The following is a 13,536-nucleotide window of genomic DNA, read 5'->3' as shown; positions in this document are numbered from 1 at the left end:
ACCACTGAGGGGTTCCCGGCTTGGCGCTGATCGATCTGGACCGCGTCGCCGAGCCCGGCCCGGCAGGTGGCCGGCGTCCACCGCCGTGGCGTTACCGGCATGCCGGCCTGCTCCTCGCCGCCGTCCTGCTGCTGGTGCTGGGCGGCGCCGCGCCGAACGCCGCGGTCCTCTGGCGTGACCTGGGCACACTCGGCCCGGTGGGGACCGAGGAGACGCCGTTCCAGCTGACCGGTGGCCGCCTCTACACGATCTCGACGACCGGGCCGCTGCGCGAGCTGACCGCTTGGCAGCTGGACCCGCCGCGGCGGCTCTGGACCGCCGAGGCGCCGCTGTACGCGGGTTTTGACGCGTCGCGAGGCCTGTTCGGCTCGGTCACCGTGCGGCAGGCGGGTGACGTCGTGCTGGTCTCCGAGGGGTACAGCACCACCGCCCTGGACGCGGCGACCGGCGCGGTGCGGTGGAGCGAGCCGGTCGCGGTCACCCTGCTGAGTTCCGGTCGCATCGGTGTCGTGGTGGACCGGGTGTTCCGGCCCGACAGTGAGTACGACCAGGCCTCCGGCGACCCGGGGCCGCTCTACTTCTCCGCCACCGGCGTGCCGTACACCGAGCCGCCGGTGCGGACCGAGGTGCGTGGTCTCGACCTCAGCACCGGCGAGGCCGCGTGGACGGCGGCAACGGCCGGCTCGGTGACCGTGGACGCGGCGCGCGACGACCCACCGGCGGTCCTGATCACCACCGCCGACCGGCTGCTGCGGCTCGACGGCGCCACCGGCCGGGAGCTGGCCCGCACCGACCTGCCCGAGCTGAACGGCTCCGGGCCGTTCACCGGTTCGGTCGTCGGTGACGTGGCCCTGGTCGCCTACCAGAACCCGAGCCGCCTGGTCGGTTATGACGCACGGACCCTGGACCGCCTCTGGCAGCACGACCTGCCGGACGTCGAGGGCACCATCCCGATCTGCCGCGAGGTGCTCTGCGCCGGCCCGAGCAGCGAGCTCCTGGTGCTGGACCCGGCCACCGGCGCCGAGGCCTGGGCGGTGTACGCGGAGACCGACCTGGCGTCGCGGGCCGGTTTCGTGCTGGAGACCCGGGCCGACACCGATCTCCCGCTGCGGCTCGCCGACCCGCTGACCGGGCGGACGCTCGTCGACCTGAACGACTGGGACGCGGCGCTGGCCGGCGAACCGGGCGGTGCCCTGGTGCTGCGGCGCGACGACGAGGACGGGGGTCAGACGTTCGCGGCGGTGCTGCCCGGGCACCCGGAGCTGCGGGTGCTCGGCACGATCGGCTCCGGCGGCGGGGATTGCGCGGCCGACGACCGGCACATCGTCTGCCGGGATGGCACGGTCCTGAACGTCAGGGCGTACCGGATCTGAGGCGCACGCGGCACAATGAGGCGTAAATCCCCGGCTCGGGGAGCCTGGCGTGCGCGATGTCCTGATCGACCTCGGCGAGGTGCCGCACGGCGAGTCCCTGGTTCCGGCGGTGCCGGAGCAGGCACCGCCGGTGCCGTACCGCGCGCTGCTCGCCGCCCTGTCGGTGGCCCTGCTCCTCGGCCTCGGCGGTGCGGCCCACCTCCGCGCCCCTGCGCCCCCGGCGGTGGTCGCGGCCGGGCAGGGCGACCTGATCCGGGTGGTCGGCGACCGGCTCTACGTGATCGGCCGGTACGTTCCGCCCGGCGTCCGGGTGATCCGGAGTTTCTCGCTGCCGGACGCGACCCAGCTCTCCTGGCACCGGGCCGCGGTCACCGGCGAGGTCCTCGACGTGGCGGCCGCCGGCGACGTGCTGCTGATGAGCGTGCAGGACGAGCGGACCGTCGGGTTCGGCACGATCGCGCTGCGGGCCGGGGTGCCGGTGCCGCTCTGGCGGCGGACGGCGCTGCTGGAGGGCGTCTCGGCGGACGAGCGGCTGGTGCTGGTCCGTGAGCCGGGGGCGGACGGGACCTGGTGGCGGGGCCTGGACCTGGCGACCGGCGCGGTGCGCTGGAGCGTGCGGCAGGCCGCCGGCGACGAGGCGGCGCCGTCGGCGCCGGGCACCGGCTATCCGCGTTGGCTCTACCAGCTGACCCGGGACCGCCGGTTGCAGGCCTGGGACACCCGGACCGGCCGGCTGGCGGCCGGCACGGACGTGCCGCAGCGGGGCCCGGAGAACATCTCGCTCTGGCCGGCCGGTGATCTCGCGCTGATCGGCGCGCGGGGCGCCGGCACCACCGGGTACGACGCGACCGAGAACCTGCGGCAGCGGTGGCACAGCGGGGTCAACCTGAGCTGGTACCGGAACCCGGCGCCCTGCGGCGAGCTGATCTGCACGTTCCTGCCGCAGCGCGGGATCATGGTGATCGACCCGCGTACCGGCCGGGAGCGCTGGTCGTCGGACCGGTGGAGTTACGCCGAGCGGATCGGCAGCTACCTGGTCACCGGCCGGCCGGGCACCGCGTTCCCGGAACACTTCGTGCTCGACCCGGCCACCGGCGACGTGCTCGGCGAGGCGGGCCGGTGGCAGAGCGGCGGGCCCGGGCCGGCGCCGGAGACGGCGTACGTGCGGCGGGCCGTCGCGCGCACCGACCGGGTCTGGTTCGGCGTGCTCGACATGCGCACGATGCGGATCAGGGTGTCCGGTGCGGCCGAGCAGGTGGCCGGTGACTGCCACTTCGCGGCGGGTGCGCTGATCTGCCGCCGCCTCGATGCCTCGGTGGGGGTTTGGCGGCTTGATTAGAGTTCTGGGTCAGGGAACTACGGAGGTCTGCGGTGCGTGTGCTGGTGGTCGAGGACGAGCGGAACCTGGCGGACGCGATCGCCCGCGGGCTGCGCCGCAAGGGGATGGCGGTCGACGTCGCGTACGACGGTCTCGAGGGTCACGAGATGGCTTACGTGACGCGGTACGACGTGGTCGTGCTGGACCGGGACCTGCCCGGCATGCACGGCGACGAGATCTGCGCCGACCTGGTCGCCTCGGGTGCGCTGACCCGGGTGCTGATGCTCACCGCCAGCGGCACGGTCGCCGACCGGGTGGAGGGGCTCGAGCTGGGCGCCGACGACTACCTGGCGAAGCCGTTCGCGTTCGAGGAGCTGGTGGCCCGGGTGCAGGCGCTGGGCCGGCGGGCCACCCCGGCCGCGCCGCCGGTGCTCACCGTCGGCAACCTGGTGCTCGACCAGACCCGGCGGGTGGTGACCCGGGGCGGCACGCCGATCGAGCTGACCAACAAGGAGTTCGGCGTCCTCGAGGAGCTGCTCAAGGCGCGCGGCGGGGTGGTTTCCACCGAGGAGCTGCTGGAGCGGGTCTGGGACGCGAACACCGACCCGTTCACCACGACCGTCCGGGTCACCATCAACACCCTGCGCAAGAAGATCGGTGATCCGCCGCTGATCGAGACCGTGGTGGGCGCAGGGTACCGGGTGCCGGAACCGGTCGTGGCGTCGTGACGGTCTATCTCGGCGCGAAACGGCGGGCGCTGGGTTTCTCGATGCGGCCCACCCTGCGGTTGCGGCTCACCCTGCTGAACGGGATCCTGCTGATCGGGGCGGGCGCGGTGCTGGTGCTGCTCGCCTGGCTGCTGGTCAGCGAGTCGTTGCACTCGGCCGAGGATCTGCGCGCCGGCTCCACCGTGACACTGTCCGACGGGACCACCCGGGACGCGTCGGCCTGGCAGACCGACCTGGTCACCGAGGCGTCCCGGGAACTGCTGATCAACGGCTTCAGCGCGCTTGTCGCGATCGGCATCATCGGCATCGCCGGGGCGTACGCGGTCGCCGGCCGCGCCCTGAAACCGCTGCACAGTGTGACCCAGACCGCCCGGCGGCTCGGCGAGGAGACGCTCGACCAGCGGATCCGTTACTCCGGCGCGGACGACGAGGTGGCCGAGCTGGCCCGTACCTTCGACGCGATGCTGGACCGGCTGGCGGCCGCCTTCGAGTCGCAGAAACGGTTCGTGGCGAACGCCTCCCACGAGTTGCGGACGCCGCTCGCGGTGATGCGCACCGAGATCGACGTGACGCTCAGCGACGACGAGGCGGATGTGGCGGAGTACCGCCGGATGGCCAAGGTGGTCCGCAACGCCTCGGAGCGGGCGAACGGCCTGGTCGACGCGCTGCTGGTGCTGGCCCGATCGGAGGCGCAGTCCGGCCGGCGGCTGGTCCGCAAGGTCCCGGCGGACCTGGCGACGAGCGTCTACAACGCCCTGTCCGCGGTGAAGGCGGAGGCGGAGCGGATGAAACTGGACGTCACCACCGACCTGGAGCCGGCGCCCGTGGTCGGCGACCCGAGCCTGCTGGACCGGCTGGCCGGCAACCTGATCGAGAACGCCATCCGGTACAACCACCTGCTGGGCCGGCTCTGGCTGCGCACCGAGTCGGCGAACGGGCAGACCCGGCTCGTCGTCGGCAACACCGGTTACGAGGTCGAGCCCGCCGACGTGCCGGGGCTCTTCGAACCGTTCCGGCGCGGCGGCTGGGAGCGTACCGGGTCGCGCGGCTCGGGGCTGGGACTGTCGATCGTGCGGGCGGTCTGCGACGCGCATGGCGGCACGGTCTCGGCTGTCGCGCAGGAGGGTGGCGGGCTGGAGGTCACGGTGACCCTGCCGGCCGCCGACACCACACCGGTCGTGACCGCCAGTGTGAGCGTGCCGCGCAGCCGCACCTGACGACGCGTACGGGCCGGAACGATTGCTCGCGCCGGCCCGTACGCGTGACGGTCAGCTCTTCTTCTCGATCTGCGCCCGGAGCTTCGGGAACTCGGCCTTCACCTTGGCGGCCGTCTTGAAGTACCACATGAACATGCCGATGCTGCCCTCGTCGGCCCAGCTGCAGACCGCGACGTCGATGCCGGAGGTCTCGGCGGTGCCGCACTGGGCCACCCCGCCGAGGTCCCCGGTGCCGGCGTCGGTCAGGTTCTTCACCTTCAGGCCGCCGATGCCGATGCCGGCGAACGTCCCGGCCAGCGCCGCCTCCGGGTCCGGGATGTCGGTCGCGATGCCGATCGCGATGACGATGTCCTGGTTCTCGACCTCGCCGTAGAGTGCGCCGATCGACTTGCTGCCCGGGTAACCGGCGGCGAGCCCGTCCCGGAGCTGCTTGGTGATGCCGGCGAACTGCCCGTCGGTCAGCTTCGGCCGGCCGCCGAGCGTCCGCGGCTCGACGATCGTGATGGCCGGGCCCCGGGTCTCCTCCGGGGTCGCGGGCGCGGTGGTCCCGGGCGCGGTGGTCTCCGGCGCGGTGGCCGGCTCACTCGCCGTGACCGGGCCGACGGTTCCCCGGTCGTTCTCGGCCGCGTCCTTGCCGATCAGGAAGAGGACGCTGACGCCGCCGACGCAGAGCACCAGGAAGACGGCGATCGAGATCAGGACGATCGGCAGGACCTTGGACTTCTTCGGCGGCGGGGCCATCGGATATCCGGGCGGCGGGCCGTAGGGCGACTGGCCGGGAGCGGGATAGCCGGGCTGCGCCGGATAACCGCTCTGCTCCGGATAGCCGGGCTGCCCCGGGTATCCGGGCGGCGGGCCGTAGGCGGGCGGTGCCGACGAGGGCTGCCCGTACGCGGGCGGTGCCGAGGACGGCGGGCCGTACGCGGGCGGTGCCGAGGACGGCGGCCCGTAGGCGGGCGGCGCTGACGACGGCGGGCCGTACGACGGCGGCTCGGGGGCGGGCGGGCCGTAGGAGGGCTGGCCGTACGAAGGCTGCTCCGGGCCGGACGGGTCGTAAGGCGGTTGCGACATCAAAGCTCCATGATCAAAGGTTGCTGGAGCCTATCTGTGAGCCCGCTGCCTGCCCAGGAGAGATCTCACATGCCGGTGGAGCCCCCGCGCGTGCGAGGGCTCCCGTGCGACGACCGTGGATCAGGCGGGGACGTTCGCCAGACCGGGCTTGACGAAGCGCTTGCCGGTGACCCGCTCGGAGGTGCCGCTGCGGTCCAGGTACGGCGTGATGCCACCCAGGTGGAACGGGTAGCCGGCACCCAGGATCATGCACAGGTCGATGTCCTGCGCCTCCGCGACCACGCCCTCGTCGAGCATGATCCGGATCTCCTCGGCCAGGGCGTCGAGGGCCCGCTGGCGTACCTCGTCCGCGCTCAGCGGCGCGTCGCCGAGCTCGAGGACCTTCACCACCTCGGGGTTGATCTCGTCGTCGACCAGCAGCGGCAGGCCGGCGTCGACAATCTTCTTCAGGTTGGGCGAGTCCACGTACCGGTCCGGGAAGGCGGCGTGCAGGGTCTCACCCACGTGGTACGCCACGGCGGGGCCGACCAGCTGCAGCAGCGCGACCGGGCGCATCGGCAGGCCCAGCGGGTCGAACGCCTCGTTCACCACGTCGAGCGGGGTGCCGGCGTCGACCGCCTTGAAGACCTCGCTGGTGAAGCGGGTGAGCACCCGGTTGACCACGAACGCCGGGGCGTCCTTGACCAGAACCGACGACTTCCGCAGCTGCTTGCCGACCTCGAACGCGGTGGCAAGCGTCGCGTCGTCGGTCTGCTCACCCTTGATGATCTCGAGGAGCGGCAGGACCGCGACCGGGTTGAAGAAGTGGAAGCCGACGACCCGCTCGGGGTGCTCGAGGTCGGCCGCCATGTCGGTGATCGACAGCGAGCTGGTGTTCGTCGCGAGGATCGCCTCCGGGGAGACGATCTTCTCGAACTCGGCCCAGATCTGCTTCTTCAGGTCGAGGTTCTCGAAAACCGCCTCGATCACGAAGTCGGCGTCGGCGAAGACCTCCCGGTCGACCGAGCCGCTGATCAGGCCGCGCAGCTTGGCCGCGGTGCCCTCGTCCATCCGGCGCTTGCCGACCAGCTTGTCGATCTGCTCGTTGACGTAGGCCACACCCTTGTCGACCCGGGCCTGGTCCAGGTCGGTCAGCACGACCGGCACCTGCAGGCGGCGCAGGAAGAGCAGCGCCAGCTGGGAGGCCATCAGGCCGGCGCCGACGATGCCGACCTTGGTGACCTTGCGGGCCAGGGACTTGTCCGGTACGCCGACCGGCCGCTTCGCCCGGCGCTGGACCAGGTCGAACGCGTACAGGCTGGCACGGGACTCGTCGCCCATGATCAGGTCGGCGAGCGCCTCGGTCTCGGCCGCGGTCCCGTCCTGGAAGGACGACTCCTTGGCGAGCGCGAGCAGCTCCAGGGCCTTGTTGGCGGACGGGGCCGCGCCGTGCAGCTTCTCGTCGAGCTGCTGCTTGGCGAAGAACAGGACGCCGTCCCACATGTCCTTGTCGACCTCGGGACGCTCCACCGTCACCTGGCCGGAGACCACGCCGGCGGCCCACGCGAGCGAGTGCTCCAGGAAGTCGGCCGGCTCGAAGAGCGCGTCGGCGACGCCCAGCTCCTTGGCCTGCTTGGGGCGCAGGGTCTTCTGGGTGAGCGGGTTCTGCAGGATCACCTGGGCCGCGCCGACCACGCCGATCAGGTTCGGCAGCAGCTGGCTGCCACCCCAGCCGGGGATCAGGCCGATCGCGACCTCGGGCAGGCCGAGGGCGGCCGCGCCACCGGAGACCGTGCGGTAGTGGCAGTGCAGGGCGACCTCGAGGCCACCGCCGAGCGCCGCGCCGTTGATGAACGCGAACGTCGGGATGGTGCTGTTCTTGAGCCGCGCGAACACCCGGTGACCGAGTTCGCCCAGCTCGACGGCCTGCTCCCGGCTGCTGATGAGCGGCATGCCGGTGATGTCGGCGCCCACGCAGAAGATGTACGGCTTGCCGGTGATCGCGATGAACGCCGGGTCGGCCGCGGTGGCCGCGGTGATCGCCTCGTCCAGCGACTGGAGGCCGGCCGGGCCGAAGCTGTTCGGCTTCTTGTGGTCGAAGCCGTTGTCCAGGGTGATCAGGGCGGCCGGCTTGTCCAGGCCCGGCACGCGGACCGAGCGGACGAGAGCCTTGGTCACTACCTCGTTCGGGTTCTCGATCACTTCGCGAAGCCTTCCCAGTTCGGGTTCTCCCAGATGACGGTGCCGCCCATGCCGATGCCGATGCACATGGCGTTCATGCCGTACCGCACCTCGGGGTGCTCCTCGAAGTGCCGGGCCAGCTGCGTCATGAGACGCACGCCGGAGGAGGCGAGCGGGTGACCGACGGCGATCGCGCCGCCCCACGGGTTGACCCGCGGGTCGTCGTCGGCGATGCCGTAGTGGTCGAGGAGGGCGAGCACCTGGACGGCGAAGGCCTCGTTCAGCTCGAACAGGCCGATGTCGTCGATGGTGAGACCGGCCTTCTTCAGGGCCTTCTCGGTCGACGGGATCGGGCCGTACCCCATGATCTCCGGCTCGACGCCGACGTAGGCGTAGGAGACCAGCCGCATCGCGACCGGCAGGCCCAGCTCACGGGCGGTCGCTTCGTCGGCCAGGACGGCCGCGGTCGCGCCGTCGTTCAGGCCCGCGGCGTTGCCCGCGGTGATCTTGCCGTGCGGGCGGAACGGCGTCTTCAGGGTGGCGAGCTTCTCCATCGAGGTCTCGCGCGGCGCCTCGTCCACGGTCGCCAGGCCCCAGCCCAGCTCGGCGCTGCGGGTCGCCACCGGCACCATGTCCGGCTGCAGCTTACCGTTGGCGTACGCCTTGGCGGTCTTGAGCTGCGAGTTCAGGGCGTACGCGTCGGTGCGCTCCTTGGTGATGTGCGGCAGCCGGTCGTGCAGGTTCTCGGCGGTGGAGCCCATCACCAGGGCGGACGGGTCGACCAGCTTCTCGGCCAGGATCCGCGGGTTCGGGTCGACGCCCTCGCCCATCGGGTGCCGGCCCATGTGCTCGACACCGCCGGCGATCGCGATGTCGTACGCGCCCATCGCGATGCCGCCGGCAACGTTCGTCACGGCGGTCATCGCGCCCGCGCACATCCGGTCGATCGCGTAACCGGGCACGGTCTTCGGCAGGCCGGACAGCAGCGCGGCCGTGCGGCCGATCGTCAGGCCCTGGTCACCGGTCTGGGTGGTGGCCGCGATCGCGACCTCGTCCACCCGGTCGGTCGGGAGCTGGGGGTTCCGCCGAATCAGCTCTCGGATGCAGCGGATCACCAGGTCGTCGGCGCGGGTCTCGGCATACATGCCGCCCGCCTTGCCGAACGGGGTGCGGACGCCGTCGACGAAGACGACCTCGCGTACTTCACGGGGCACAGCAAGCCTCCTTGCGGGCGTGAACCCTAAGCGTGCAACGCATGCTACTCGCCGGTAACTAGAGGGTGCCACCGCATCGCGAAAACGTCACAGCCCTGTTTCCGGCGCGTTCCCGGGTGGTCTGCTCAGACGGTGGAGTCGGGGGCGGGCAGGGCCTCGGCGAGCTGGTCGGCGATCAACCCGATCTGCCAGTTGCGGGCGCCGAAACCGCGCAGCGTGTCACCGACCGTCTGCGGCGACACCTCATCCGGCGGCGACCAGGCCAGCCGGCGGATGAAGTCCGGGCTGATCAGGTTCTCCGGCGGCAGGTTGTGCTGCTCGGCGGTGCCCACCACGACCTGCCGGCAGCGCGCCAGGCGGGCCGCGGCGATCGGGTCGCGCTCGGCCCAGCGGTGCGGGGGCGGCGGCCCCTCGACCGGCTGGTTGACCGGCAGGGCGTCGTCGGGCAGCGCCCGGGCCTGGTCCAGCGCGTCCAGCCAGATGCGGGCCAGCCGGCGCACCGACCGGCCACCGAAACCGGCGATGCCGAGCAGAGTCCGCTCGTCCTTCGGATCGGCCTCGGCCGCCGCCACGATCGCCGAGTCCGGCAGCACCCGGCCGGGAGCCGAGTCACGCCGGGCAGCGACGCCGTCCCGGGCGTACCACAACGCGCGCACCCGCGACTGCGCCCGCGCGCCACGCACCCGGTGGATGCCGGACGTGCGCCGCCACGGATCGGGACGGACCCGGGGCGGCCGGTCCGCGCTCGCCACCAGCGCGGCGAACTCCTCGGCGGCCCACGCGGTCTTGCCCTGCCGGTCCAGTTCGGCGGCGAGCAGGTCACGCAGATCGGTGAGCAGCTCCACGTCGAGCGCGGCATAGGTGAGCCAGGAGTCCGGCAGCGGACGGGTCGACCAGTCCGCGGCCGAGTGGTGCTTCTCCAGGGAGTAACCGAGCAGCTGCTCGGTCAGCGCGGCCAGCCCGACCCGTTCGAAACCGGCCAGCCGTGCGGCCAGCTCGGTGTCGAACAGCCGGCGCGGCCGGAACCCCAGCTCGGCCAGGCAGGGCAGGTCCTGGCTGGCGGCGTGCAGCACCCACTCGGTGTCGGCCAGCGCGGCGTCGAGCGTGCGCAGGTCGTCCAGGGGCAGCGGGTCGATGAGCGTGGTGCCGGCGCCGGCGCGGCGCAGTTGCACCAGGTAGGCGCGCTGGGTGTAGCGGTAGCCGGAGGCGCGTTCGGCGTCCACGGCCACCGGCCCGGTGCCGGCCGCCATCCGGGAGACCACCTCGGCCAATTCGGCCGCGGTCTCCACCGGACGCGGGGTTCCGTCGCGGGGCGCGGTGAGCGGAATTGCCTCGGGACCGCCAGAATTCGGGTCGGGCGGCACTGCGTGCGGTCCGTCCCCTGCTGTGTCCGGCGAGTCCCGACGGCGCAGGGGTGCTTCGTCGGTCACTCCGTAACCGTACGGGGGTAGCACCCTTGCGGTGCGCAGCCGGGGTCCGGCGCGTCATTTCTCGATCTAAGGAGAAGACCTTCAACCGCTGGGCGTTCCGGTGCGTATCACCCTTCGCAGCGCCGAAGACTCCAGGAGGCCGCGCCGGATGAGCCCAGGATACGAACCCTTCACGCCCGCCGACGGCTATCAGCGGCCGGGCGGCAGGCAGGACTGGGCGGCACCGGAACAGCAGCAGTGGTTCCAGGAACAGCAGTGGGCGCAAGAGCGGCAGTGGGAGCAGCAGCAACAGCAGCAGTGGTACCCGCAGCAGCCCGCCTACGAGCCGGCGCCGGCCTTCCACGAACCCGCCCCGCAGGCCTACCCCGACCCGGCCCGGCAGGGTTATCCGGACCCGGCCGCGCCCGCCGGCCCGGCCGGGCGCCGCGGCCGCGGCCGCCTGGTGGTCATCGGCCTGGTCGCCGCCCTGCTCGCCGTCTCCGCCTGGCAGGCCTTCCGGGTCGAGGGCATGATCCGCACCAGCGCCGACCTGGCCTCCGCGGTCACCGCCGAGCAGGGCCGGAGCCAGGAGCTGGAGAAGCAGCTGGCCACGGTCTTCGACCCGGAGGGGATCGCGGCGTCCGTGCTGCCCAGCGTCTTCCGGGTCCGGGCCGGCGAGTTCACCGGCACCGCGTTCGCGGTCGGGCAGACCGACGACGGGCGGACCAACCTCTTCACGAACTACCACGTCATCGAGGACACGTTCGAGAGCGGCGAGCGTGAGGTGTCCCTGGAACGCGGGAACACCCGGATCGAGGCCACGGTGGTCAAGGTGAGCGCGGGCAAGGACCTGGCGCTGCTGCGGACCGAGCGCGAGGTCAAGAGCATCGGGGTCGCCACGAAGGACGTCAGGCCGGGTCAGCAGGTGGTCGTCGTGGGCGCGCCCCTCGGACTCGACGACTCGGTGACCACCGGTGTGATCAGCGCGTTCCGGCCGGACGATGCGGACGGCCCGACGATCCAGTTCGACGCGCCGATCAACCCGGGCAACTCCGGTGGCCCGGTGGTCAACACGAGCAAGCAGGTGGTGGGCATCGCCACCGCCAAGGCGCGCGACGCCGAGGGCATCGGCCTGGCCATCCCGATCGACACCGCCTGCCAGACACTCGGCGCCTGCGGCAAGGGCTGAACGACACGCCGCCGGCGGCGCACACAGCCGGCCCGGCGGCAAGCAGAGCCCGCGCGGCGGCAAGCAGGGCCGGGCTCGGCGGTCAGCCCGCCGGGGCCCGGTGCCGGTCGCTGAGGGAAGACACGCCGGGCGGCGGCAGACCCGCGGTCGAGGCGAGCATCGCGCACCAGCCCCGCAGGTGCGCGCCGAAGTCGTCGGAGGTCGGCGTCCACGAGGCACGCACCTCCAGATCCGCGGTCGGCGCCGGACCGGCCAGCTCACCGAAACGGGTCGAGGCAGTCTGTGTCACCGTGCCGCCGATCGCCGTGCACGCCGCCGCGTAGTGCTCCAGCCCGTCGGTCAGCCAGGTCCACGCCACCGCCGGCAGCAGCGGGTCGGTGGCCAGGTCGGCCTCCAGCTCCGCGGTGATCAGCGTGACCAGGCGCAGATCGCCGCGCCACGCCTCGTGGCCGGCCGGCTCGTGCAGCAGGATCAGCCGCCCGCTCGCCACCTCCTCACCGCCACGCAGCACGGTGGCGCTGAGCGCGAACGCGTACGGCGCCAGGCGCTGCGGTGGGGTGATCTCCTCGAGGAGGATCTCCGACCACGGCGAGTCCACGCGCAACCCGGCGACGGCGCGGGTGAACGCCTCGGGTTCAGCTGCGGGGGACGCCATGAAGGCAGACTAAGCCGATCTCACGATCCGCAGTGCTCGGCGCGCCGCCGGAGCGGTTCACTCACGTGGCACCATGGCTCGGTGACGGTTCTCCAGGATTCCCCCTTTGTCCGGGCGTGTCGCGGCCTTCCCGGCCCGCACACGCCGGTCTGGTTCATGCGGCAGGCCGGGCGTTCGCTGCCCGAGTACCGCAAGATCCGTGCAGGGATCGGCATGCTCGAGTCGTGCCGCCGGCCCGACCTGGTCACCGAGATCACACTGCAGCCGGTGCGGCGGCACGGCGTCGACGCGGCGATCCTCTTCAGCGACATCGTGGTGCCGGTCGCCGCGGCCGGGATCGACCTGGACATCGTGGCCGGCACCGGCCCGGTGGTGGCCGAGCCGGTGCGCACGGCCGCCGACCTGGAACGGCTGCGCCCGATCACCCCGGCGGACGTGGACTTCGTCGCCGAGTCGGTGCGGCTGCTCGTCGCCGAACTCGGCAGCACGCCGCTCATCGGTTTCGCCGGTGCGCCCTTCACGCTGGCCAGCTACCTGATCGAGGGCGGTCCCTCGCGGACCTACCTGAAGACCAAGGCGATGATGTACGGGGCCCCCGACCTCTGGCACGCCCTGCTCGAACGGCTCGCCGGCATCACACACACGTTCCTCCGGACCCAGATCGAGGCCGGGGTGAGCGCGGTCCAGCTCTTCGACTCGTGGGCCGGCGCGCTCTCCGAGGCCGACTACCGGGAGTACGTGATGCCGCACTCGGCCGCGGTCCTCGGTGGCCTCGCCGACGCCGGCGTCCCGCGGATCCACTTCGGGGTCGGCACCGCGGTGCTGCTCGAGGCGATGGGCGAGGCCGGCGCGGACGTGGTCGGCGTCGACTGGCGCACCCCGCTGGACGTGGCCACCAAGCGGATCGGCCCGGACCGCGCGGTGCAGGGCAACCTGGACCCGGCCGTCCTCTTCGCCGGCTGGGAGACCGTGGAACGGGAAGCCCGGCGGGTGCTGGCACAGGGCGCCGCCGCGCCGGGGCACGTCTTCAACCTCGGGCACGGCGTCATGCCGGAGACCGACCCGGACATCCTGACCCGCCTGGTCGCGCTGGTGCACGAGGTGTCGGCCCGCTGAGGCCGGGACCTTGAGCCCCGGCCCGGCGGGACACCGGCCTGGAACTCGCGTCACAGCGGCTGACCCCCGGACGGGCGGGGGTCGTC

The 13,536-nt window shown here is 72.6% G+C and carries 11 protein-coding genes; 6 read left to right on the top strand and 5 right to left on the bottom strand.

What is annotated here, in order from left to right; all coding sequences use genetic code 11:
• The first annotated feature begins 20 nt into the window (after positions 1-20).
• The 4 genes from LPA41_RS07755 to LPA41_RS07740 are packed head-to-tail and all read left to right on the top strand — an operon-like array spanning position 21 to position 4,636.
• Complete coding sequence (locus LPA41_RS07755) at positions 21-1,373, top strand: PQQ-binding-like beta-propeller repeat protein (RefSeq protein ID WP_229069256.1); 1,353 nt, start codon at positions 21-23, stop codon at positions 1,371-1,373.
• A 49-nt stretch (positions 1,374-1,422) separates the two neighbouring features.
• Entirely contained in the window at positions 1,423-2,712 is a 1,290-nt protein-coding gene (locus LPA41_RS07750) for a PQQ-like beta-propeller repeat protein (protein WP_229069255.1), read from the top strand.
• A 32-nt stretch (positions 2,713-2,744) separates the two neighbouring features.
• The gene (locus tag LPA41_RS07745) at positions 2,745-3,419 is read left to right on the top strand and encodes a response regulator transcription factor (RefSeq protein ID WP_229069254.1); all 675 of its coding nucleotides are present in this window, start codon (positions 2,745-2,747) and stop codon (positions 3,417-3,419) included.
• A 41-nt stretch (positions 3,420-3,460) separates the two neighbouring features.
• Entirely contained in the window at positions 3,461-4,636 is a 1,176-nt protein-coding gene (locus LPA41_RS07740; RefSeq protein WP_229069459.1) for a cell wall metabolism sensor histidine kinase WalK, read from the top strand.
• Between the two features lie 51 nt (positions 4,637-4,687).
• Here LPA41_RS07740 and LPA41_RS07735 read toward each other — a convergent pair whose 3' ends face one another.
• The 4 genes from LPA41_RS07735 to LPA41_RS07720 all read right to left on the bottom strand — a co-directional run bounded on the left by LPA41_RS07735 (position 4,688) and on the right by LPA41_RS07720 (position 10,511).
• The gene (locus tag LPA41_RS07735; protein WP_229069253.1) at positions 4,688-5,707 is read right to left on the bottom strand and encodes a hypothetical protein; all 1,020 of its coding nucleotides are present in this window, start codon (positions 5,705-5,707) and stop codon (positions 4,688-4,690) included.
• A gap of 120 nt (positions 5,708-5,827) precedes the next feature.
• Positions 5,828-7,888 (bottom strand): 3-hydroxyacyl-CoA dehydrogenase NAD-binding domain-containing protein, encoded by a 2,061-nt coding sequence (locus LPA41_RS07730; protein ID WP_229069252.1) that lies wholly within the window; start codon positions 7,886-7,888, stop codon positions 5,828-5,830.
• On the bottom strand, positions 7,885-9,081 hold the full coding sequence (locus LPA41_RS07725) for a thiolase family protein (protein ID WP_229069251.1): 1,197 nt from the start codon (positions 9,079-9,081) through the stop codon (positions 7,885-7,887). Before LPA41_RS07725 ends, LPA41_RS07730 begins: the two co-directional genes overlap by 4 nt.
• Before the next feature lie 125 nt (positions 9,082-9,206).
• Positions 9,207-10,511 carry a ribonuclease D gene (locus LPA41_RS07720; RefSeq protein WP_229069250.1) on the bottom strand — a complete coding sequence of 435 codons (1,305 nt, stop codon included), beginning with the start codon at positions 10,509-10,511 and terminating at the stop codon, positions 9,207-9,209.
• Positions 10,512-10,659: 148 nt separating this feature from the next.
• Here LPA41_RS07720 and LPA41_RS07715 point away from each other — a divergent pair, with 148 nt between their 5' ends.
• A complete protein-coding gene (locus LPA41_RS07715; protein ID WP_229069249.1) occupies positions 10,660-11,679 on the top strand; it encodes a S1C family serine protease in 1,020 nt (339 codons plus the stop codon).
• Positions 11,680-11,761: 82 nt separating this feature from the next.
• On the opposite strand, the gene LPA41_RS07710 is transcribed toward LPA41_RS07715, so the two are convergent.
• Entirely contained in the window at positions 11,762-12,334 is a 573-nt protein-coding gene (locus LPA41_RS07710) for a DUF3000 domain-containing protein (RefSeq protein ID WP_229069248.1), read from the bottom strand.
• A gap of 81 nt (positions 12,335-12,415) precedes the next feature.
• On the opposite strand from LPA41_RS07710, the gene hemE reads away from it, so the two are divergent.
• Complete coding sequence (gene hemE, locus LPA41_RS07705) at positions 12,416-13,450, top strand: uroporphyrinogen decarboxylase (protein WP_229069247.1); 1,035 nt, start codon at positions 12,416-12,418, stop codon at positions 13,448-13,450.
• Positions 13,451-13,536: the final 86 nt, after the last annotated feature.

It is taken from the genome of Actinoplanes sp. DH11, from assembly GCF_020873875.1.
Taxonomy (GTDB): domain Bacteria; phylum Actinomycetota; class Actinomycetes; order Mycobacteriales; family Micromonosporaceae; genus Actinoplanes.
Note: the sequence above shows the minus strand (reverse complement) of the source record. Positions and strands in the feature narration are given on the sequence as shown.

Bases quoted from the DNA above. Each gene is read 5' to 3' on its own strand.
- LPA41_RS07715 (WP_229069249.1), top strand. From the start codon at position 10,660: ATGAGCCCAGGATACGAACCCTTCACGCCCGCCGACGGCTATCAGCGG.
- LPA41_RS07710 (WP_229069248.1), bottom strand. From the start codon at position 12,334: ATGGCGTCCCCCGCAGCTGAACCCGAGGCGTTCACCCGCGCCGTCGCC.
- LPA41_RS07735 (WP_229069253.1), bottom strand. From the start codon at position 5,707: ATGTCGCAACCGCCTTACGACCCGTCCGGCCCGGAGCAGCCTTCGTAC.
- LPA41_RS07740 (WP_229069459.1), top strand. From the start codon at position 3,461: ATGCGGCCCACCCTGCGGTTGCGGCTCACCCTGCTGAACGGGATCCTG.